The organism is Synechococcus sp. WH 8016, from assembly GCF_000230675.1.
Lineage (GTDB): Bacteria > Cyanobacteriota > Cyanobacteriia > PCC-6307 > Cyanobiaceae > Synechococcus_C.
On the sequence record NZ_AGIK01000006.1, the window covers coordinates 90,150 to 110,564 of the forward strand.

Genomic DNA, 20,415 nt, shown 5'->3' on the forward strand with positions numbered 1-20,415 from the left:
ACTGGCTCATCGGTTCAGGGACCGCTTGGAGCGCCTTGACACCGAAAGACATAGGCCTAAGGCGAGGAAATTCACGACCATGGCGCTTCGGCCGTAACTCATAAACGGAAGGGGGATGCCAGTCACAGGACCCAGGCCAATGGTCATGAAGATGTTCACGACCACTTGAAACATCAGCATGGTGGCGACACCAATCACCACGAGTGATTCGAAATCAGAACGGCTTTGCCCGGCCACCTGCAGGAGGCGCCCCATTAAGAGGGCAAATCCGATCACAACGAGCAGCGTTCCTAAGAATCCAGTCTCTTCTCCAAGGGCACTGAAGATGAAGTCGGTGTGTTGTTCAGGAATAAAGCGCAATTTCGTGAGTTGCCCTTGAAGCAGCCCCATCCCAAACAAGCCACCCGATCCAATGCCAACGGTGCTTTGCAACAGGTGATAGCCACCCCCGAGGGGGTCTTTGGCCGGGTCCAGAAACAGCACGAGGCGATCGCGCTGATAGTCCTGTAAGCCGTGCATCCACATCCAAGGGGTGACGAGGGCCGCCGCCGATTGCATGATCATCACCAGTACGAGCGCCACCCGTTTCCAGGGCAATGATCGGTAGGCAATGATCATGGTTAAAGGGATCCAGGCCGCGAGTCCCCAGGGGAACAGACCTGCGAGCAGGGCCGTCGCCAAGGGTGAGAGCAGCAGCACGAGCCACTCAATCGGCATGCCAGACCAATAGAGCATCGTGAGAAGCAGCGCTCCAAAAACGAGCGATGTTCCGAGGTCAGGCTGGATGAACACCAGAAACCAAGGAATCGAGATGATTCCCAGCGGACGCAGCAGATCGACGGGCCGTTCGACAGGGTGCCGATCGAGCACGGCCGCCAGCAAAAGAATCGCCGACAATTTTGCGAACTCGGACGGCTGCACGTGCACTCCGCCGATGCTGATCCAGCGTTGAGCGCCAAGCGCAGTGGTGCCGATCAGGCGAACGGCCACCAGGCTGATCACCGTGATGGCGTAGATCGGAATCAGCAGTGGTTTCAGCCGAAGCAAGGGAAGCCTGGCGAGCACCAGCGCGATCACAACTCCCACAGCAGCCGTGATCCAGTGGTGATACCAGTCGGCGTAATCAGCTTGGCGCTGGGTGCTTGCGATCAAGAGACCCGCCACCATAACCATGGCGAGGGGGACACCCCATAACACCGGCTCCTTGAGTCGCCAGCCTTTGCGTCGGCGGTTGAGAGCGAACAGGCTGTGTTCACGACTCATCGGGCCCATTTTCATGCTCAGCTGATCGCTTGAAGGCTGTTGGCAACTGTCTCAGCCAGCTCTTTGAAGGCCTGTGCACTCACGGAGCTGGGGTGGCTGATGCTGATAGGTCGGCCTTGATCGCCTCCCTCTTGCACGGACATTTCCATCGGGATCTGGGCTAACAGAGGCACGTCGAAGGCGTCCGCCAATGTTTGTCCGCCCCCGGATCCAAACAGGGCATAGCTCCTGTCGGGCTGATCAGGTGGGATGAAGGCGCTCATGTTCTCAACGACGCCAAGAACCGGGACGCCCATCTGAAGGAACATGGCCAAGCCTCGCCTGGCATCTTGCAACGCCACTTTTTGCGGCGTGGTCACGATCACCACTCCTGCCATGGGAACGGCCTGGGCCAGGGAAAGTTGGGCATCGCCAGTTCCAGGTGGAAGATCGACGACCAGCACATCGCGCTCGCTCCAGTCCACCTGATACAGAAACTGGCGAATAATCCCGTTCAGCATCGGTCCACGCCAGATGACTGGTTGGTTTTCTTCGATCAACAACCCCATCGAGACCACGGCGACCCCGCAGCTCTCCAGTGGGATCATCCGCTGCTCATCACCAGAGCCATTGACCTCGGGGCTTTGATCGGCAACGCCAAGCATGATCGGTGCATTAGGGCCGTAAATATCAGCATCGAGTAAGCCAACACGGAGTCCCTGTTTTGCCAGGGAGCAAGCAAGATTGACCGCCACAGTGCTTTTGCCCACGCCTCCTTTCCCACTGCTAACGGCAATGACTTGTTTGACCCCTGGGATGGGCTGGCGTTCGGCTGCTTGGCCATGGCCGGCTTGACCAATGCCTCCTTGAGAAGGAGGGGTGCCTACTTCAATTTGGACATCTTGAATGGTTTCAAGGGCTAAAAGTCGTTCCCGTGCCTCAGCGACGATCCTGTCCCGTTGGCCTTGGGCAAAGCCAGGCAGATTGAGACGGAGCACCGCTCGGGGGGGATCCACTCGCACGCGATCCAGCCAGCCGAGATCCACAACAGAGCGATTGCTCCCTGCATCCACGATCCCTTTCAGCAACTCAGCTGCCTTTTCTGCTATGGCCATGCATCTGTTGCGTTGGGGTGGATCCTAGGGGCGCCGCCCATGACAGTCCTTCACACATGCTTGTCGGGACCGCTGTCAGGCTGAAATGGTCGTTTGATCGTTCATCGCCATTTCATGGTTCGCTCTCTCCTTAAGCGCCTCAAGGGCAAGATCTTGCTCTCCTCGGATGCCACGGGGGAGCGACCACCTTCCGATTCCCGCACGCGAGCCAGGGCGCTGGTGCAGGGCCTCCAAGATGAAATTTGCGCTGGCCTCGAGCAACTGGATGGCAGTGCCCATTTTCAGGAGGAGAGTTGGGATCGTCCGGAAGGAGGTGGTGGACGTTCGCGGGTGATGACCGAGGGGCGGGTGTTTGAGCAGGGAGGGGTGAACTTTTCCGAGGTACACGGCAAAGAATTGCCACCGTCGATCCTCAAGCAGCGTCCTGAGGCCAAAGGGCATCCCTGGTTCGCAACCGGAACGTCGATGGTGTTGCACCCTCGCAATCCCTTCATTCCGACTGTTCATTTGAACTATCGCTACTTCGAGGCGGGCCCTGTTTGGTGGTTTGGAGGGGGTGCCGATCTCACGCCTTTTTATCCGTTCCTCGAGGATGCCCGCCACTTCCATCGAGAGCACCAGCGGGCCTGTGATTCCATCGACCCCAAGCTTTACACCGTGTTTAAGCCTTGGTGCGATGAATATTTCTTCCTGAAGCACCGCCAGGAGACACGGGGGATCGGGGGGATTTTCTACGACTACCAAGATGGAAGTGGTCGCCTGTATCGAGGCCAGGACGCAGAGGGACCTGCGGCGCGTCAAGCCGCAGAAATCGGCGCGTGCCCACTGGGTTGGGACCAATTGCATGACCTGGCACGCGCTTGTGGACAAGCCTTCTTGCCTGCCTACACCCCGATTGTGGAGAAGCGCAATCCACTCCCCTATGGAGAGAGAGAACGTCAATTTCAGCTCTACCGGCGTGGCCGCTACGTGGAGTTCAATCTGGTCTGGGATCGGGGCACGATTTTTGGACTGCAGACCAACGGTCGTACGGAATCGATCTTGATGTCTCTTCCTCCGATGGCACGCTGGCAGTACGGCTATCGAGCCCCTGAAGGATCCCGGGAGGAATTACTCACAGACCTGTTTACCCGTCCGCAGGATTGGTTTGGAGATTCGACCCTTGAGGACCGTTGCCGCCCTCATCAGGCGATTGATTAACGCCTTGCTCCAAGGCATCCACCACACGTAGCGCTAAGCATTCGATCGTTTGGAGTTGCGTGTTGGGGTCGCGGAGCTTTTGCTCTAAGGGCGGTTCCAGCATTCCAATTTCGAGAATGCCGATTCCCCGCCGTGGCCCGCCTAAACCACCTCGGAACAGTCTCGGGAAGCGCCCAAAGGCCTTGCCCAGGCTTTCGTCAATCGTGTTGAGGGGTCTGTTGATGGCTGGAATGAGGCCTGAGCCGAATCCATAGGGGCTATAGGCATCGAAATGAATTTCGAGGATGTATTCGCCTTTGGCTGAACGCACCCTCGCCTGCGACCAGTTGGTCTTGGGGTGATTGTCATTCCGGATCGTGAGTGCGGGTGGGTTGTAGGCGCTGATATTGAGAGCTCGGGCCTTCCCTTGGCGAACCACGGCCTTCTGAACCTTCAAATTCCAGTACAGCTCGTCGCGCATGCGTGCATCCATCGGAGCTTGCTTCTTCACTCCAACAGCAAATCCAGGCGTGCCTGCACTGTTCATCCCCTGGGAGTCGGCATGCCCCGCCATGACGACAATGGGGGCGTCTTTTGCTAGTGGGGTCGTCCCCACCCAACGGCCAGGCTTACGGGTCCTCGCTCCCAGCAACGGGTCAGGGTTGGCTGGAGCTGGGCAGGCTGATGGCTTAACAACCGTCCTGTCTGTCTTCTCAGCGGTGCTGTCTGGACTCCAAAGGTTCTGCTCTTTTGCCTGCGTGAGCACCAGGGCGGCCATAGTCAGCACGGTGACGCCGATCGGGATGGTGACCCGTTTGCGCTGCAGCCAGGCCGGAATGGAGGGCATTGGTTTCAGATGGGGGAGGAGAGCAAAGAGCCATCGCTGGCGAGTTCAAGGGGTTCGCCTAAAGCCAGCTCGAGGGCGATCAATTCGTCGCGGTGCGCACGAAGCCTGAGGGTGCTTCCTTCTTGGGGTGCTGGTTCGATCAAACGGATTTGGATGCCTTCCTGACGGGCTGCCCGTCGGCTGTAAACCCAACCGGCGAGGGGCCCAAGCAGGATGAGCGAGAGCGGCCACCAGGAAAGCGATGGGTTGAGCTCACGCAGCACGAGTCCGAGGCAGCCTGCGCCAACCCCGCCAAGAATGGAAAGCAACACTGCTAAAGGGTTGCTGGAGGCCACGCGCCCGCGATATTCGAGCAAACAGCGCTCTGCATCGCCGCCATCGCGAATCCAACCGCGACTCTCGAGCCACGTGCAGAGTCCTTCCATGACTTCAAGCGCGGGCCTGGGGGAGTGCACCTCCACCACGGTGGTGCGATCTTTGCTGGCGGCTCGCAAGAAGAACACGAGTCCAATGGCCAACAGCAGAGTCAGCAACAATGTGGATGTCTGTGTGGTTGGCATCCGCCGCGCTTGGTCTTTTGGTCCACCTGTTCTAGGTGGTCAGGGGGTCATGTTCGAGGAGCCAGCGCTGCCATGGTTCCATCAACCGCTCAGCCTCGGCTCTGGCCTCCTCATGGAGATGGAGCATGCGGCGAGGACGGCCGCGGCTTGGACAGCGCTTGCTGTAGCACTCAAGCAGTTCTTGCTGATTTAAAAAGTCAACGGCCTGGTGCAGGACGGTTTCAGACACGCGCAACTGTGGATGTTCCCGTTGAAGTCTCTGGAGCAGTCCAGAGGGATAGCTGTCGTGCTGGAGAAGGCAGGCCAAGATCCAGCACACCGCCAGTTCGAGATCTAAAAACAGTGGTGGTGGTTGCTGAAAATAATGTTCGATATCGGCCAGGCAGTTGTGAGTGGCGCTGCGACGGTGGAGCATAAAGCCGATTGATCTCAAGTTGGTCTAGCTCGGTCTCGGTTTGATTTTCAAGCCGCGAATGGGAAAACATTCCGCGTGCGGACAGGAGGTCAAAGTGGTGAGCTGGGTCCCCACTTCTCTGTTGCCATGACTGACATCACTGCACAGCCTCGAGCGTTTGCTGTTTTCGATGGCGATCTTGATGCGGACTGGGCGGAGCGTTACAGCCATGCCACCGCTCTCGCCGTGGATACGGAAGCGATGGGTTTGATTCATGGACGGGATCGTCTCTGTCTGGTTCAAATCTGTGATGCCGAAGATCAGGTGTCCTGCGTTCGCATCGCCCTGGGGCAAACCGAGGCCCCACGCTTGAAAACGTTGATGGAACAGGCCTCGATCGAGAAGGTGTTCCATTTCGCCCGCTTTGATGTGGCGGCGCTTGCGACCGGGCTGGGCATCAGGGTGAACCCCATTTTCTGCACCAAGGTTGGGAGTCGGTTAGCCCGCACCTACAGCCCTCGCCATGGACTCAAGGAGGTGGTGATGGAGCTGGTGGGTGTGGAGCTGGATAAGCAGGCCCAAAGCAGTGATTGGGGTCGTGTGGATGAACTCAGCCACACCCAACTCGCCTATGCGGCGAACGATGCGCGCTATTTACTCCCCGCCCGAGACCGCCTCAAGGAGATGTTGCAGCGTGAGGGGCGCTGGGACCTTGCCGAGCGTTGCTTTGCTTGCATTCCGGTGATGTCTGATCTCGATCGCTTTCGCTTCACCCAGACCTTTGAGCATTGAGGCCCTAGGCCTCTGCCGTGCTGGTGGCCTGGACTTCAATCCTCCAGCATGAATTTCTCATCCAGGGGCTCTGCTTCGAGCAAGCGGTCGAGGACTTGCCCCTGATCGTGATCTCCTTGTGAGCGTTCGTTTTGTGCGTCTGCAAGCAGGGTTGTGGCCACCTCTTTGCGAGACATCAAATCCTTGGCGCCTATCTTGCTGGCAGCAAGTTCAACCCTTCGGCGGGCTGACGACTGGCTGATGCCAAGTTCGGTGGCCAGTTCCGCGCAGAGCCTGAGGTAGTCATGGTCCTGAATCGCGGGCATGGCTGAAGGACGATTGCCTCTCAGTATCCGTGGCCGAGCGGCAGTTGGATCAGAACTCGCTTAGCGATGGCTTCACTGCCACCGGCAGGCCCCATGCGTTGCCGACCTCTTCGACCCATTTGCAATCTCAAAGACGGGTCCTCGAGGAGCTTTTTCAGGCGTGTGTTGAGCTCATGGCTCGATTGGCAAGAACGCACCGCTCCGCCGAGCAAGCGACTTTGGCGTTTTGCGAACCCTTGGGTGAATTGAGGTCCTTTCCCAGGAAGGGAGAGAGCGGGAATGCCCAAGCCGACGAGTTGCTCGGTAGCTGTTCCTGCCGTGGCGACGCCCACTTCAGCCCATGGAGCCCAAAGCTCGAACTGTCCGGTCCCTAAGAGGACAAGGACTTGCCCCCTTAGCCAGCAGGCTCCCGCCTGCAACGCATCACTGGGTGGTGGACTGGATCGAAATCCTTGGCGCTTGAGTTCTGAGCCAAGGGCTTGAAGGCTTGCCGTGCTGCCAAGCGCGACCAGCACGGCAATCGGTCGGTCGCTGGGCAACGGTGCCAACCCGAGCAGTAAGCGGCTGAAGTTGCGCTCCGCTTCTGGCATGCGGCTTCCGCACAGCAGCAGGATGCGCCTGCAGCGACTCAGGCTGGCAGGGGCGGTTGCATTGCTCAACCCATCCATCATCGGATTGCCAGGGGCTTCCGCGCGGACCCCATGCTTTCGCAGTCCTCGCGCTGTTAAGCGGTCACGGGTGACCACCAAACGGCAGCGTTTGTTGCGCATGAGCAGCCATTCCCACGGATCCCATTCGCTCCCTTTGAGGGCGTGATAGTGATCGCTGAGGTCACGACCAGGGCCGCTGGACCAGGTGTAATCGCTTTTTGGGGTGCCCACAAAGGCGAAGGGCCGTCCCGAACCCCAAGCCATCAAGAGCGGGAGCAGGTCTCCCACGGCAAGGACGGCGTCAATCTCAGTGCGGAGTTTGCGCAGGCATCGCCACTGCTGCCATGTGAGCAGGGGTAGCCCAGCGATTAAATCCGCAAAGAGGCCACTCAGGCTTTGGTTGCTAAATCCGCCACTTGGGAGCGGCGCAGCGGGCCCAACTTGTTGGACCCAGCCTTTTTCGATGGCTTGCCTGAAGCTTCCGCCCGTCCCAACCAGTGGCAACACCTTCAGGGTTAGTTGCGGACGTTGGGTCCGAAGTGCCTCGATGATCTTTAAGGCGATGAGGTCTTCCCCGTGCCCATTGCTGATGAGCAGCAGGGAACCTGAACCCTCGCTGATACGATCCGCTAGTGGAGCTGAGGCTCCCTGAATGGCGGCATGGCCAAGTGGTAAGGCAGAGGATTGCAAATCCTTTATCCCCAGTTCGAATCTGGGTGCCGCCTTTGATCTCAAAAGACCCGAACGAGATCTTTTTATGATTTGGCGTATCTTCACGCTACGCAAAATCCTCGAATGTCTTGCTCAGAATCTGTCTCATTTGAGATGGGTAGTTGGCTCTGCGTTGAAGGGCACTCGTGGGGCTTGCGCTTGTCTCCCTTAGGCATCTTCCCAGATCTTCGTGAGGACAACGCTTGATCGTGCGCTTGGGTTCGTGCCTCGCAAAGGGGTGCTTGGTTGTTGGGGATGAGGGTTGAGCCTTGAGGCGTTGGCTCTTGTGAATGACGCGCTGGAGGTCGAGGGTTAAGCGAAAAAAAAGCCCCAGGAGCGTTCGATCTCCTAGGGCCTGAGTCGTTCTCATGCGACCGCACCGTTCTATCCGAATTGCTGAGTATTTGTGCTTACGGAATGCCGGCGGTTGAGGTTCGGTTCTCCGTGGCAGCTCCCGTTCACTCGCGCCTGATCTGCCTTTGTGCCTGGGTGGCGATGGAGGGGTTTCAGCAGCAAAATACAAGTTCTTTGCGAGGAAGATCAGGTGAAAAATATTAGAAATAGGGTTTGTATTTTGCTTGAAGAAGAGCAAGCTGGTCGAAAAAGCACGTATGTTGTTAAGGCTATTGGGCTTTTAATTGTCTTCTCCATTCTGCTGGCAATTCTTGCGACGGAGCCGGCGGTTCGTGGCCCTTATCTTGATCTTTTGGCGAAATTAGACCTGGTCGTCGCAATCTTGTTTCTTGTGGAATACCTTTCCCGTTTATGGATTGCGCCGCTCCGAGACGGGGCGCGAAAAGGAGTGAGAGGCGCCTTGGATTTCGCGATCACTCCAATGGCGATTCTTGATCTTGTTGCGATTGCGCCAACGATCCTTGGATTTATTAGTCCTGAGCTCTATCTGCTTCGACTGATTCGTCTTGTGCGAATTGGCAAGATAGGGCGTTCTAAGCGCTTTCAGAAAAGTGTGAAGCACTTTAATCACGCTATTACGTCGAAAAAGGAAGAATTGCAAATTTCTGCCATCTATTCGGCTGTCGTGATTTGCATCAGTAGTGCATTGATGTATTTGGTTGAAGGAAGCGTGCAAACCGAGCAATTTGGCTCCATCCCTCGGTGCTTATGGTGGTCAGTGATTACCGTAACGACGGTTGGCTATGGAGATGTATCTCCAGAAACAGCAGCTGGAAAGATTGTTGCTGCGATGACGGCATTGTTTGGGATTGCTGTGATCGCAATCCCTATTGGCATTATTTCTTCTGGATTCACAGATTCTCTGAGTTTAGAAAAAACGGATTTAGATTCCAAGAGTGGTTGAGATTGCAGCCCAACCACTAGAAGACCTGATCTCTTGGTTGGCATGTGTTCTGTTTGTTTAATACGGTCAAATAAAAAATTTTGAAATCTAGAAATGAGCCTCTGCTTTGTAGATCTCACCATTGATGTGCAGAGCGCTGCAGCGCAAAACTCTGTCTTTCAAGCTGCATTCTCCGTTGTTAGCGGCCCAAGCCTTGGGTAAGCCCGTTGCAATTCCATTGGAGTTGAATGAAGCTTCTGCCACGCTTGAGACTGCGCTTTGCCACGACTGGGCTTCTAAGCGACAGGTTCCAGCGCTGCATTTCAAAGGTGATTCTCCCTGTGTTGTCAGTGTGACGAACGTGAGCTGCCTACGGGAATTTTTGGTGCTGCCGTGACCAATCAAGCGGACCGCTACGACGGAGGCACTGCGTCCTTTGAGCTGCAAGGTGATGCAAGCAGAGCTTTCTTGCTTGCTGCCGGTGAAGGAACACTCCTTCGTGTTCGTTTCATAGCGGCCAATTTTGAGATTCGGATCGGCAGCAGCCCCTCTTAAGGGAAAGCTCATCGCGCTGCTCAGCAGCAGCAAGGTGCTGAGGTGCAAAGCAAGAGAGCGATCCATCATCTGTTCAGTAATCCTTTGTTCAGTAGTCGTTATCAGCGACGCAAATCCCCATGCATCGGATGCCATTGCTGGCGGTGCGACGGCAGTGGGGACAAAGGACCTTTTCGCTTTGGTCTGTTGTGACCCCATCTCCTGCTCGATCGGCATCGGAGCTGGATGGTTTGCTCGTTTGCATGATGGATTCTGCGATCGATGCCATGGCGAGCGCTGCTTTACGACGATCATGGCGTGAACAGTGAAAGGCCGGCGTGACGGGAATCGGATTTGGGACTTGGGCCTGGGGCAATCAATTGCTGTGGGGTTACCAGCCGGAGCGTGATGATCCCGATCTTGCGGCCACTCTGAGAGCAGCTGTTCAAGGCGGATTGTCGCTTGTGGACACCGCCGATTCCTATGGAACAGGACGCCTCAATGGGCGTAGCGAACGGTTGCTGGGTCAGTTTCTGCGTGCCATGGATCCTGTTCAGTCCCAAAAGCTCAAGGTGGCAACCAAGTTGGCTCCATTCCCTTGGCGGCTGGGACGCGGCGGGTTTAAGCGTGCGTTTGATGCCAGTAAAGAGCGTTTGGGAGGACGTTTGGATCGAATTCAATTGCATTGGAGCACGGCTCGCTATGCCCCTTGGCAAGAGTTGCCTTTGCTCGATGGGCTTGGGGACCTCGTCGAGCAAGGCTTGGTGCCAGAACTGGGCTTGTCCAACGTGGGGCCCAAGCGTCTTCGCTTCCTCCATGAACATCTCTTGAACAGAGGGATCTCCTTAAAAAGCGTGCAAGTTCAGCTGTCTCTGCTTGCTCCTGAACCGGTTCTCCATGGCGAGTTGGCGGACGTGTGCCGGGAGCTTGGTGTTGAGTTATTGGCCTATAGCCCCCTAGCCCTCGGGATTTTGGCGATTCCTCCGGGAGCGCAAGGCACCACCGCAACGATGTTGCGTTCAAGGTTGTTTCAGCGTCTGCTCCCAGCCAGTGAGGGCTTGCGTGCCGTCATGGTTGAGATCGCTGCAAGCCGAAGCGCTTCGATGGCCCAAGTGGCTTTGAATTGGTGCCGGGCCCATGGTGCTTGTCCGATTCCAGGATTGCGCCGCCCAGCCCAAGTAATTGATGTCACTCAAGCTTTGCAATGGTCGCTGAGTGAAACCGAGAGGCAAGCTTTGGATCAAGCCAGTCAAAAAACAGTGGCACGCATGCCAGCTAATCCATTTCAGAGTGCCTGATCAGCAGGATCAGGATCAGGACTTACAACCACTGGCAAAGAGGATGCTTTGCCCTGGAATGGAATGACCTTGACCGGAGATGGATTGGACGTCTCTTCCTGCGCCTTGGATTGTTCACAGGCATTCAAAGCTTCTTGAAGAAGAGAATCAAATGTGGCTCCTGGCAGACGATGCCGGGCGATTTCAAGAAATGTTCTTGGTAGGGACTCCCCTGCAGCGCTCAGGACCGCTGGGTTTTCACGGCGCTGCTGTTGCTCCTCTTCAATGGCACGAAGGAAACGATGGGTCACGTCTCGCTTGGTGCAGGCCTTAATCAGGGTGTCGCGGTCGGCAATTGGCTGATCCGCAATCTCTTCAAGTTCAACAATCCTGCGCTCGAGGCTCTCGAGAACTTCAGCAGCTTCTTTGGTGATGTTGGCGAGTTGTCCGTCCGACAGGAAGGGCATATCGGCTACAAAGACCTTTCCATGATCTTTGAGGGCTAGAAAAGTAGGCCTGGCCCCTTGTCGATGGCCTGATGCACGGTCATAATTCCCGCCTAGAGGCCTCCGTGGAGGCGTAGGACCAGCAGAAGATCGTCTACGGGTCGTTCTCTGAATTTTATCGAAAGCCATTTCTAGTTAAAGATTTAACGCTCTGCTTGCGGCTAATGCCGAAGTGCCATAGCAACACTAACGATTCATACCCTAAATGGGTTTGAGAGCGCAGCCAGTTTTATGAGCTGACGTCTTCTATCGAATAGGGGGCGGAATTCATGTTGGAAGTCCCAACACGGGTCCGTTTCCATCCCCGCCTGTTGAACGTTCGATCCGTCCGATGGTCCAGGCCTGAAGCCCCTGTGATTCGCATGCTTTCTCAGCGACCGCAACCCCTTCTTCGGGGACGATTAAGCAGTAACCAATGCCGAGATTGAAGGTATGCCAGAGGTCTCGTTCGGGGATGTCGCCATGGGATTGCAACCAGTCATAGACAGCCGGGCGTACCCAGCTCGAAGGGTCCACGCTTGCTTGTAAACCGTTCGGTAGGCAACGAGGCAGGTTTTCTGGAAGCCCGCCTCCTGTGATGTGAGCCATTCCGTGAAGGGGTGTTCCTGCTTCGAGCAGGGTTTTCACAAGACGTCCATAGAGCTGTGTGGGGGTGAGCAAGGTCTCGATCAGAGGTTGATCGTCGGGACCGAATCTGGTTTCAGCATTGGCGCCAGCTTGGGTGAGCACCCTGCGCACCAGGCTGAAGCCATTGCTGTGAATGCCGCTGCTGGCAATGCCCAGAATGCGATCGCCCGCGCGGATCTGCCGCCCGTCTATCAGCTGCTCTTCTTCAACAACAGCCACGCAGAAGCCTGCTAGGTCGTAACGCCCTGGTGGATAGAACCCTGGCATTTCAGCGGTTTCACCACCCAACAAAGCGCAGCCACTCATGCGACATCCCTCGGCAATGCCCTCCACCACCGTGGCCATCGCTTCAGGGCTCAAAGCTCCAGTGGCCATGTAGTCGAGGAAAAAGAGGGGTTCTGCCCCACTGGTGATCACGTCGTTGACACACATGGCGACAAGGTCGATCCCCACGTCGTGATGCCGGCCATGGTCTTGAGCGAGTTCAAGCTTGGTGCCAACGCCATCAGTCCCTGACACCAACAGGGGTTTCTTGAGTCCTGCGGGAAGGCGCATCAGGCCGCCAAAACCACCGAGTCCGCCCACGACCTCTGGCCGGTGCGTGGCTTCCACGCTCTTGCGGATTCTGTTGACGAAGGCGCGCCCCGCCTCCACATCGACCCCAGCGGTTTTGTAGTCCATTCAAAAATGCTTCACTTCAATGATCCTCCTCTTTCATGGCTCGTGCTGTGCCTGATCTGGGATCGTCCGAGCCATTGATGAGTGTGGCTTTTCTCTGAGATCAGGCTCCCTAATGCGTTATTCGTTCTGTTGTGTTGCGTAGCCCTGTGCGGGTGTGACATCTCAGGGTTGCGTCAATGATTTCGTTCAAGCGAGATGTCTCAGCGTTCCTGAACACGATTGAAAAAGGTTTTTAGCTTGCTCAAAGTTTGAAACGAGAGATCGTTCGGACCAGACGACCTTTACCGCTTTGTTTTCGGACAAGGGTCGCTCTAACAAGGCCGAACCATCGACTTGCATGCACCGATCTTTCCCCTTCGCAACGCTCGCCACTGGGCTCTTCGCTACAGGCTTTGCCCTGTTTCCAGTGTTGGCGCGTGATGTACCCACCATTGATCTCTACGACCCTTTCGAACCCTTGAGCTCGGAGTCCGTTCAGGCCTCTGCTCCAACAGCCCCGGCGGTGGCTTCTCCCCCTGCCGTCGCTCCGCCGAAACCTGCCAAAACGTTGGTTGTTTCCACCTCAACCGGAGAAGCCAGCTGGTACGGACCTGGCTTTTTTGGCAATCGCACCGCTAATGGAGAGGTGTTCAGGCCAGGAACCATGACCGCAGCGCATCGCACGTTGCCTTTTGGAACGAAAGTGAAGGTGACGAATCTGAGAAACGGCAAAGAAACGATCGTACGAATCAATGACAGGGGCCCATTCAGTGGCCATCGCGTCATCGATATCGCCCATGGCGCTGCCCAGCACCTTGGGTTGGTGTCAAGCGGCATTGCTCAAGTGCGCCTCGAGGTGCTCCGCTGAGCATTCAGGTTTGTCAATCCCTGCATGAACTTCAACGTTGGCGTCAATCCTGTGACGCCTTCGTGCATTTTGTCCCAACGATGGGGGGGCTTCATCACGGCCACGCAAGCCTGATTGCGGCGGCCTCCCGCCCAAAGGCAGGTGCGGCAGAGACTTTGGTGAGCGTGTTCGTCAATCCTTTGCAGTTCGGTGCAAATGAGGATTTCGCTCGCTACCCACGAACCTTGGAAGCGGACTGCGAACTGGCGGAGCTGTCTGGTGCTTCTGCAATCTGGTGTCCAGACGAGCAGCAGATTTACCCCGGTGGGATGGCTGAATCCTGGAGGGTTCAGGCGCCGAAATCGTTGCAGTCACGATTGTGCGGATCAACAAGGCCTGGTCACTTCGATGGTGTCGTCACAGTGGTGTGCCGACTGTTGGCATTGGCTAGGCCGCATCAGTTGTTTTTGGGGGAAAAGGATTGGCAGCAACTCACCATTCTTCGCCGCATGGTGGTGGACTTGGGCTTGGACGTCCGGGTGCGCAGTGTGCCCACCGTGAGGGATGGTGATGGTCTGGCTAGCAGTTCGCGCAACCGCTACCTCAACGCTCAAGAGCGTCAGCAAGGGGTGTTGTTTGCCCAGGTTCTACGCGATGCGAAATCTGCGTTCTTGAGTAGCAGCATGTCGCCGGACCCTGGTCAAGTTCGCCGTCATCTTGAGGAGGGAGGACTCGGAGTGGAATACGTCGACGTTGTTGACCCCTGGCTCTTACAGCCTTCCCAGCCCCATGAGGCATCCATTAATTTGCTTGCAGCTGCTGTTCGATGTGGCAGCACTCGCCTGATTGATCATGTCTTTTTAATGACGCGTTCTCCCCTCGTTGCCATTGATGGTCCTGCTGGTGCTGGTAAAAGCACGGTGACCAGGGCCTTTGCTGAGCGCCTCGGACTGGTCTACCTCGATACAGGAGCGATGTATCGCGCCGTGACGTGGTTGGTGCTCGAGCAGGGAATTGATCCTGCGGATTCTGCGGCTGTGGACGCTGTGTTGCGGGATCTCGAGGTCGAACTTGCGCCCTTGCAGCAAGGTGTGCAGGCGGTGCGTGTCAATGGCCACGAGGTCACCGATGCCATTCGCGATCCGCAGGTGACGGCGTCGGTATCAGCGGTCGCGGCCCACGCTTGTGTTCGTGCTGCGCTGACTGCCCAGCAGCAGCGCATGGGCGCAGCGGGCGGTCTTGTCGCTGAAGGTCGTGACATTGGCACTGCAGTGTTTCCGGATGCAGAGCTCAAGGTGTTTCTCACTGCAACGCCGAAAGAGCGCGCTCGACGCCGTGCCCTCGATTTGGAGGAGAGAGGACATGAGGTGCCAGCTCTGCCCGACCTAGAAGCACAGATTGTTGAACGCGATCGCCTTGACAGCACCCGTGAGGTGGCGCCCCTGCTTCAGGCCGACGATGCCGTCGAGTTGATCAGCGATGGCATGAGCATCGACCAGGTGATTGATGCCTTGGAAGATCTGTTCCGCCGTCGGGTGGCGGAAGAGGTTTGGCCAACCCCCGCCTAACGGTTAGCGCTCAGTTGTTGGAGCCAAGAGGTCGTCTAGAAGGCCTTCGCAGGCATCTTCGAGTAGATCGAGCACATGTTCGAAGCCCTGCTCACCTCCGTAATAGGGATCTGGAACCTCGAGCGTGTCTGCCCGACGCGCATGGCTGAGCATGAGGCGAATCTGGGCTGTGCTTCTGGGGCCGAATTCTTTGGCCATGCTGGTCACACTGCGCAGGTTGTCCCGATCCATGGTGAGAACGTGATCAAAACTCTCTAGGTCGCCGCGTTCGAGTTGGCGGGCACGACTGGGCAGATGAATCCCTCGCCGCATGGCGGCTGCTTGCATGCGCTGATCGGCTGGATTTCCTACATGCCACCCACCGGTACCAGCGGAATCAACAAGAAACTGGTCCGTGAGCTCTCTCTGCTCGATGAGGTGAAGAAACACGCCTTCAGCGGCGGGTGAACGGCAGATATTGCCGAGACAGACAAATAGCAACTTTGTTGTCATGAGGCCTTCAGGCGTTGCAGTGCCAACTTTGCCCTGAGACGCACCACGCCCACCTCTTCAGACTCCCCCGCAAGGGTGTTCAGCGTGCTGCTGGCTTGATCACGAATGTTCCCAAGAATCCTGCAATGGAGGAGGCAAAACTCCAACCCGTAGGCCACGGCGTAGCGCACGACCCACTCTCCATCCTCCCCTGCATCAATCAGGGCCTGAAGACAACGCTCTGTTCTGTCTGGCGAATGGATCGAAGCTCCACTGATGGCGGCCAAACCTTTGGCCGCGGCGCGACGCACGCTCGGGGCGATGTCCTGTTGGAGGGCCTGAATCAGCACATCGGTGCCGCGAGGATCCTTCAGTTCGGCCAAGGCGCGAATCGCCCATGCCCTAGCGCCGTAATCATGGGCATTGAGATTGCGAAGCAGGATCGGCACTACATCAGGGCCAAGGGCAATCAGTCCTCCCATCGCCACCGCTCCCACCGCTGGGTTGTTGAAGCTGAGCACTTCGATCAGTTTTGGCGCTGCCTTGAGATCCTTCAGGGTCGATAGCGATCGGGTGGCTTGGATCAGATCTGGAGTTGTGCGGGCACGATCGAGCTCTCGAATCGCGCTGCTTAGAAGGTCGGAGTGCGTCACAACAGTGAATCCATGGCGTCCAAAACCTTGGAATCGCCAGATTGTTCGGCCAATCCACGTAAGGCAACCAATTTGAGGCTGTTCTCAGCGGCGGTGGCTTGAATGGCTGGAAGGGAGGGGAGCCATCCTGTGGCCCCGAGATCGAGCAGCGCTCCACGGCGAACGAGCGGTGTTGGATCGTTGAGCAGTTGTTCCAACTGTTGGGCCCATTGCCCGTCTTGGGTGAGCTGCAGCATCGCTCGACACGCTGCACTACGAATCAAAGCTCGAGCGTGGTTGCAAAAGGGACGAATCACATTCAGCACGTCGGCTCCGTTGCTGCCAATCGATCCAAGCGCTTCAAGAATGGCTTCACAGGGCTCTTGCAACAGAGCTGAGTTCGGACGTTCTTGGCCAGCGATGGTTGGCCCGCTGGCGAGAAGGGAGCAAAGCGCTTTTACGGCGTTGGGGGCTTGCATCGAACCCAAGCTGCGTGCGGCTGCTTCTCGGATGCCGTAGTCATTGGATTGAAGGAGGCCTGAAAGGATGTCGGACGTCGAGGTCTCTTGGAGCCAACCCAGAGAGCGAATGGCATTGAGTGCAACCCCGCGACGATCTTGATCGTCTGGATGCTCCTGAAAAGTTTGCAGGGTTTTTAGGAGCAGGGGCACCGTCTGGGGATGTCGACTGCGCATCCTTCCGAGCCACCATGCGGCGTAGTACTGGTCAGACAGATCTGCTTCTTGCTGCAGATTGCTGATGACTTGCTCTTCACTGAGGGGAGGGTGGTCGGCAGCGTCTGTAGTTGGAGTGTTGATTATGTCCATTGCGCAGGGATTTCCTCGCCCCATGTTTTGGTGCGTAAAAACCGAAACTCGCCCGCGATGGATCCCCAGCAGCGTTCATGGGTGACCGGGTCATGCCCTCGGTCGAGTGTTTCTAAAGCATCACCTTTGAGATGAAAGGTGCTGACTAAAACCGTGTCTTTCCCATCGCGTCGCACGATGCATTGGCATCCCGGTTCCATTTCACCGCGGTAGCCGCCATCAACCTCTGTGACTTGGTAATGGCATTGATCCATGGAGATCAGATCCTTGTCTTGAATTTGTCCTCGACAATCTGGATCAAACGTCGCTTCTGCAAAGCGATCCGGGTCCAGGAAGGTGTGGTTCCAGAGCTTGATCACTCCTGGGGATCGTTCTTCTGCTCTGATGACCCTTAAGCGGTAGGGATGGCTGGGATCTACGGCATAGGTCTGCTCCAGCAAAATCGATCCAGGTTGTAAGTGGAGGAGAGGTGTGTAGCGCAGAAAGATGTGAGCAAAAAAAGGCGGATTTTCGAATGCCTGCTCTTGGTTGCTGTATTCACCACAAATCTGCTGAACAAAACGGCGTACGGATGGCGTCATGTTCCGCTTTTAGGAGTTGGTTGACAATAAAAAAGAGCCCCTGGATGGGGGCCCCTTTTGACCAAAAACTCTTGGATTGATTTAGATCAGATCAGAGCGTTAATGGCGTAGTCGATGTAGCTGTTGGCTTCAGTGCCGGCATTGCCAGACAGACCGTGGTTGGCCTTGATGTACTTAAGGGCTTCCACATACCAGGATGGAGAAAGCTCAAAGGTGCGGTTGATCTCATCGAGACCAGCGATCAGGTAATCGTCCATGGGGCCTGTGCCACCAGCCACCAGGCAGTAGGTGATCATGCGCAAGTAGTAACCGATATCACGGGCACACTTGGCTTTGCCTTCAGTGGTGGTGGAGTAGTTCGAACCCTGCATCTGAGTGGTGTAGGGGAACTTGGTGTAAACGGCTTGAGCGGCACCGTTCACCAAGGAGTCAGCCTTGGCGGTGAGACCTTTGGCAGCCTCGAGGCTGGCTTTGGCGCGATTGAAACGGCCAGAAGCAGCCTGAACTTCAGTGTTGCTGAGGAAGCGGCCTTGTGAATCGGCTGCTGCTACAGCTTCGGTGAGGGGAGTTTTCATTGTTGAAAAGGGATTGAATCGTCGAGTCGGCTATGCCTGATCAGGCCACTGCAGCAGCAGCGCGGTCGAAATAGGTGCCGATTTCACTGGAGAGGGAAGAGCAATCACCTGAGGAGATGCCGGCTTTGTCGTTGACGATTGCCAGGGCAGCTTCTTTCATCAAGTTGACGCCAGCTGCAACGGAGGCGCCTGGTGTGCCCAAAGCCAAGTAGGTCTCGCGCAGACCGTTCAGGCAACGATCATCAAGGACAGAAGCGTCACCTGTGAATGCTGAGTAGGTGACGTAGCGCAGGATGATCTCCATGTCGCGAAGGCAAGCAGCCATGCGACGACTGGTGTAAGCATTGCCACCAGGAGCGATCAATGCAGGCTGCTGAGCAAACAGCTGGCGAGCAGCGTTGGCAACGATTGTGGAAGCGTTGCTGGAGAGACGACTCACAGAGTCGAGTCGCTTGTCGCTGTCGGAAACCATTGCCGACAGGGCATCGATTTCGCTGGAACTGATGAACTGGCCCCGGGCATCGGCCTGGGCGACAACCTTAGTGAAGGCGTCGAACATGGGAGAACTCCTTGGAACTGTCTGGAGGGGAAAAAGTCTTCAGACCTGGATGAGGACGGCACGGAAGCTGTGCCCATCCCGTCGGAACTGATTCTGACTAAAGAGGCTTGTCGCCCCCGACAGCTGTTCATAATGTTTAACTCCCCAGGTGGCAGAGGCCATCTGCCCAGGGCGTTTTCTCCCCCTACTCCAGGTCGAATAGAACGCCGTGAATGAAGTTTTCGGTCCACTCGGGCCCGTGGAAGCGTCCAAGCATTCCGCGGGCGGGATCTTTCTCAGACCTGTAGGCGGTGTACTTCCGCTGTCCGCTTAAGAGATTTTGTTCTCGGTCTGAGCTCACGGATGTCGCTTCTTTGACCAGATCCAAATACAGATGGAGATAGTCGAGATAGGCCGGCATCACAGCCTTTTCAATCAGCGCATCCCCTTCAGCTCCAAGCGGTAACCGCGTCCAAAGGAAGCAGGGCGAGAAAAAGGGCTGAGCTTCTTCAGGGATGGGGCCTCCATCGGGAAGCTCTCGTCTCCAGCGCTCAAAAAGCGGCGTCAGCCTTGACCAGACGTGCTCGGTATGCGTCGCGTCCGATTTAAGGGCTGGTTGAAGATCAAGAGCGATGAGGTGTCCGTTTGGAAGCGTGACGAGATCGGCGCCGAAAAAAGGCAGGTCATAGCTGGTTCTGGGATTCATCACCAGGTTGAGAACGGACGCGGCTGAACCGGCTTCCACGCATGCGGCTCTGACCTGTCGAAGCTTTTCTGTGCTGCATCCCCAGGTTTCGGTGGTGGCACTGAACGGCCTTGCCTTGGAGCCACCGGTGTTGTGCTTATGCAGATAGGTCTGCTCAATCGGGTATGCCGTCGGCTGCATCGGCAGCAGTTGAGCGATGGCCTGATCGAGAAACGGTGCCCAGCGCCATCCTTCTAATTGAATGGGGTCGAGGCTGGATTGGCGTGAGTCGCTCATAACGCAGCAGGGAAGAGAAAGGTGTGCAGGAATTTGTCAGACCAGGCTTTCCCGAAATGACTGGTAAACAAACCGTGAGCAGGATCCCGTTCGGCGCTGTAAACGTCATAGGCAATTTGAAGTCTGTCGACTTCGTCTGGCGGTAGCTGCGAGGGAACGGATTTGGCCGTGTCATGCAGCTCCCAGAAACATTTCATGAACTCATCAAAGGCCTGTGGGAGTGATTCGTGGGCTTGCTCAGCTCCCCCTCTGCAAAACAACAGCCACGGAGAGAAATATTGATGGGGGTCAAAGGAACGCATCGTTTCTTCCCCATTCAGTTCAGGGAAGCGTTCATTGAGCGCTTTCAGGCCTGAGAAGTGGCGTTTCAGGTATCCCTCGTCCTGAATCAAGGGTTGGAAATCAAGAACCGCTACCAACTTTTGACGCGCGCCAAACCAAAGAAGATCGATTCCCAGAATTGGATGATCGAGGTCATGGGATGGATAAGCCACGGAGTTGAGGACCTGCAGACTCTCTCCGGCATCTAGACGGGTGACACGCCAACGCCGGAAGCCCGGAACGTCCCATAACCAGCTGCGAATCGTGCTGGCGTTGCGCTCAGATCGCTGTAATTCGAATTCAGGAGAGATGGTTTGGGTCTGGCCTCCCCTCGCTTTGATGTCTTGATGCAGAGTTTCGAGAAAGGGGTCGAACAT

At 56.5% G+C, this 20,415-nt stretch carries 25 protein-coding genes and 1 tRNA gene; 7 read left to right on the top strand and 19 right to left on the bottom strand.

The window, feature by feature from the left end:
• Positions 1 to 6 precede the first annotated feature (6 nt).
• Together rodA and SYN8016DRAFT_RS12865 are read right to left on the bottom strand one after the other, a co-directional pair.
• Positions 7 to 1,278: a rod shape-determining protein RodA gene (rodA, locus tag SYN8016DRAFT_RS12860; protein ID WP_006854854.1), complete on the bottom strand. Its 1,272-nt coding sequence runs from the start codon at positions 1,276 to 1,278 to the stop codon at positions 7 to 9.
• Positions 1,279 to 1,280: 2 nt separating this feature from the next.
• Positions 1,281 to 2,357, bottom strand: a complete 1,077-nt coding sequence (locus tag SYN8016DRAFT_RS12865; protein WP_006854855.1) for an Mrp/NBP35 family ATP-binding protein — start codon at positions 2,355 to 2,357, stop codon at positions 1,281 to 1,283.
• Between the two features lie 114 nt (positions 2,358 to 2,471).
• On the opposite strand from SYN8016DRAFT_RS12865, the gene hemF reads away from it, so the two are divergent.
• Complete coding sequence (gene hemF / locus SYN8016DRAFT_RS12870) at positions 2,472 to 3,557, top strand: oxygen-dependent coproporphyrinogen oxidase (protein WP_006854856.1); 1,086 nt, start codon at positions 2,472 to 2,474, stop codon at positions 3,555 to 3,557.
• Here hemF and SYN8016DRAFT_RS12875 read toward each other — a convergent pair.
• The 3 genes from SYN8016DRAFT_RS12875 to SYN8016DRAFT_RS12885 are packed head-to-tail and all read right to left on the bottom strand — an operon-like array spanning position 3,484 to position 5,358.
• Positions 3,484 to 4,383 carry a hypothetical protein gene (locus SYN8016DRAFT_RS12875; RefSeq protein ID WP_006854857.1) on the bottom strand — a complete coding sequence of 300 codons (900 nt, stop codon included), beginning with the start codon at positions 4,381 to 4,383 and terminating at the stop codon, positions 3,484 to 3,486. The genes hemF and SYN8016DRAFT_RS12875 overlap by 74 nt on opposite strands.
• Before the next feature lie 5 nt (positions 4,384 to 4,388).
• A complete protein-coding gene (locus SYN8016DRAFT_RS12880; RefSeq protein ID WP_006854858.1) occupies positions 4,389 to 4,943 on the bottom strand; it encodes a cofactor assembly of complex C subunit B in 555 nt (184 codons plus the stop codon).
• A 31-nt stretch (positions 4,944 to 4,974) separates the two neighbouring features.
• Entirely contained in the window at positions 4,975 to 5,358 is a 384-nt protein-coding gene (locus SYN8016DRAFT_RS12885; RefSeq protein ID WP_006854859.1) for a PadR family transcriptional regulator, read from the bottom strand.
• Positions 5,359 to 5,484: 126 nt separating this feature from the next.
• On the opposite strand from SYN8016DRAFT_RS12885, the gene SYN8016DRAFT_RS12890 reads away from it, so the two are divergent.
• Complete coding sequence (locus SYN8016DRAFT_RS12890) at positions 5,485 to 6,129, top strand: ribonuclease D (protein WP_006854860.1); 645 nt, start codon at positions 5,485 to 5,487, stop codon at positions 6,127 to 6,129.
• Positions 6,130 to 6,164: 35 nt separating this feature from the next.
• Here SYN8016DRAFT_RS12890 and SYN8016DRAFT_RS12895 read toward each other — a convergent pair whose 3' ends face one another.
• A complete protein-coding gene (locus SYN8016DRAFT_RS12895) occupies positions 6,165 to 6,434 on the bottom strand; it encodes a hypothetical protein (protein ID WP_006854861.1) in 270 nt (89 codons plus the stop codon).
• 20 nt (positions 6,435 to 6,454) lie between these two features.
• Positions 6,455 to 7,684, bottom strand: a complete 1,230-nt coding sequence (locus SYN8016DRAFT_RS12900; protein ID WP_006854862.1) for a lipid-A-disaccharide synthase-related protein — start codon at positions 7,682 to 7,684, stop codon at positions 6,455 to 6,457.
• A 54-nt stretch (positions 7,685 to 7,738) separates the two neighbouring features.
• Between SYN8016DRAFT_RS12900 and SYN8016DRAFT_RS12905 the strand changes: the two genes are divergently transcribed.
• Together SYN8016DRAFT_RS12905 and SYN8016DRAFT_RS12915 are read left to right on the top strand one after the other, a co-directional pair.
• Positions 7,739 to 7,809: transfer RNA gene (locus SYN8016DRAFT_RS12905), tRNA-Cys, on the top strand.
• A 467-nt stretch (positions 7,810 to 8,276) separates the two neighbouring features.
• Positions 8,277 to 9,113, top strand: a complete 837-nt coding sequence (locus SYN8016DRAFT_RS12915) for an ion transporter (RefSeq protein WP_253909876.1) — start codon at positions 8,277 to 8,279, stop codon at positions 9,111 to 9,113.
• An 87-nt stretch (positions 9,114 to 9,200) separates the two neighbouring features.
• Here the strand turns inward: SYN8016DRAFT_RS12915 and SYN8016DRAFT_RS12920 are convergent, their stop codons facing one another.
• Positions 9,201 to 9,713 carry a hypothetical protein gene (locus tag SYN8016DRAFT_RS12920; RefSeq protein ID WP_038014911.1) on the bottom strand — a complete coding sequence of 171 codons (513 nt, stop codon included), beginning with the start codon at positions 9,711 to 9,713 and terminating at the stop codon, positions 9,201 to 9,203.
• A gap of 22 nt (positions 9,714 to 9,735) precedes the next feature.
• Positions 9,736 to 9,915 (bottom strand): hypothetical protein, encoded by a 180-nt coding sequence (locus SYN8016DRAFT_RS12925; RefSeq protein ID WP_038014859.1) that lies wholly within the window; start codon positions 9,913 to 9,915, stop codon positions 9,736 to 9,738.
• A gap of 49 nt (positions 9,916 to 9,964) precedes the next feature.
• Between SYN8016DRAFT_RS12925 and SYN8016DRAFT_RS12930 the strand changes: the two genes are divergently transcribed.
• The gene (locus SYN8016DRAFT_RS12930; protein ID WP_006854866.1) at positions 9,965 to 10,924 is read left to right on the top strand and encodes an aldo/keto reductase; all 960 of its coding nucleotides are present in this window, start codon (positions 9,965 to 9,967) and stop codon (positions 10,922 to 10,924) included.
• Here SYN8016DRAFT_RS12930 and SYN8016DRAFT_RS12935 read toward each other — a convergent pair.
• Together SYN8016DRAFT_RS12935 and purM are read right to left on the bottom strand one after the other, a co-directional pair.
• Entirely contained in the window at positions 10,912 to 11,538 is a 627-nt protein-coding gene (locus tag SYN8016DRAFT_RS12935) for a 2-hydroxyacyl-CoA dehydratase (RefSeq protein WP_006854867.1), read from the bottom strand. The genes SYN8016DRAFT_RS12930 and SYN8016DRAFT_RS12935 overlap by 13 nt on opposite strands.
• A 138-nt stretch (positions 11,539 to 11,676) precedes the next feature.
• Positions 11,677 to 12,717: a phosphoribosylformylglycinamidine cyclo-ligase gene (purM, locus tag SYN8016DRAFT_RS12940; RefSeq protein ID WP_006854868.1), complete on the bottom strand. Its 1,041-nt coding sequence runs from the start codon at positions 12,715 to 12,717 to the stop codon at positions 11,677 to 11,679.
• A gap of 337 nt (positions 12,718 to 13,054) precedes the next feature.
• Here purM and SYN8016DRAFT_RS12945 point away from each other — a divergent pair, with 337 nt between their 5' ends.
• Entirely contained in the window at positions 13,055 to 13,564 is a 510-nt protein-coding gene (locus tag SYN8016DRAFT_RS12945) for a septal ring lytic transglycosylase RlpA family protein (RefSeq protein ID WP_006854869.1), read from the top strand.
• Between the two features lie 62 nt (positions 13,565 to 13,626).
• Complete coding sequence (locus tag SYN8016DRAFT_RS12950) at positions 13,627 to 15,111, top strand: bifunctional pantoate--beta-alanine ligase/(d)CMP kinase (protein ID WP_253909877.1); 1,485 nt, start codon at positions 13,627 to 13,629, stop codon at positions 15,109 to 15,111.
• A gap of 3 nt (positions 15,112 to 15,114) precedes the next feature.
• On the opposite strand, the gene SYN8016DRAFT_RS12955 is transcribed toward SYN8016DRAFT_RS12950, so the two are convergent.
• From SYN8016DRAFT_RS12955 to SYN8016DRAFT_RS12990, 8 genes are all read right to left on the bottom strand, one after another.
• Positions 15,115 to 15,603: a low molecular weight protein-tyrosine-phosphatase gene (locus SYN8016DRAFT_RS12955; RefSeq protein WP_006854871.1), complete on the bottom strand. Its 489-nt coding sequence runs from the start codon at positions 15,601 to 15,603 to the stop codon at positions 15,115 to 15,117.
• The gene (locus SYN8016DRAFT_RS12960) at positions 15,600 to 16,235 is read right to left on the bottom strand and encodes a HEAT repeat domain-containing protein (RefSeq protein ID WP_006854872.1); all 636 of its coding nucleotides are present in this window, start codon (positions 16,233 to 16,235) and stop codon (positions 15,600 to 15,602) included. Before SYN8016DRAFT_RS12960 ends, SYN8016DRAFT_RS12955 begins: the two co-directional genes overlap by 4 nt.
• Positions 16,232 to 17,041, bottom strand: a complete 810-nt coding sequence (locus SYN8016DRAFT_RS12965; RefSeq protein ID WP_006854873.1) for a HEAT repeat domain-containing protein — start codon at positions 17,039 to 17,041, stop codon at positions 16,232 to 16,234. Before SYN8016DRAFT_RS12965 ends, SYN8016DRAFT_RS12960 begins: the two co-directional genes overlap by 4 nt.
• Complete coding sequence (locus SYN8016DRAFT_RS12970) at positions 17,032 to 17,622, bottom strand: chromophore lyase CpcT/CpeT (RefSeq protein WP_006854874.1); 591 nt, start codon at positions 17,620 to 17,622, stop codon at positions 17,032 to 17,034. The genes SYN8016DRAFT_RS12965 and SYN8016DRAFT_RS12970 overlap by 10 nt, the downstream gene beginning before the upstream one ends.
• 86 nt (positions 17,623 to 17,708) lie before the next feature.
• Entirely contained in the window at positions 17,709 to 18,197 is a 489-nt protein-coding gene (cpcA, locus tag SYN8016DRAFT_RS12975) for a phycocyanin subunit alpha (RefSeq protein WP_006854875.1), read from the bottom strand.
• Between the two features lie 40 nt (positions 18,198 to 18,237).
• The gene (locus tag SYN8016DRAFT_RS12980) at positions 18,238 to 18,756 is read right to left on the bottom strand and encodes a phycocyanin subunit beta (protein WP_006854876.1); all 519 of its coding nucleotides are present in this window, start codon (positions 18,754 to 18,756) and stop codon (positions 18,238 to 18,240) included.
• Positions 18,757 to 18,940: 184 nt separating this feature from the next.
• Complete coding sequence (locus SYN8016DRAFT_RS12985; protein WP_006854877.1) at positions 18,941 to 19,717, bottom strand: phycoerythrobilin:ferredoxin oxidoreductase; 777 nt, start codon at positions 19,715 to 19,717, stop codon at positions 18,941 to 18,943.
• Complete coding sequence (locus SYN8016DRAFT_RS12990) at positions 19,714 to 20,415, bottom strand: 15,16-dihydrobiliverdin:ferredoxin oxidoreductase (protein ID WP_006854878.1); 702 nt, start codon at positions 20,413 to 20,415, stop codon at positions 19,714 to 19,716. The genes SYN8016DRAFT_RS12985 and SYN8016DRAFT_RS12990 overlap by 4 nt, the downstream gene beginning before the upstream one ends.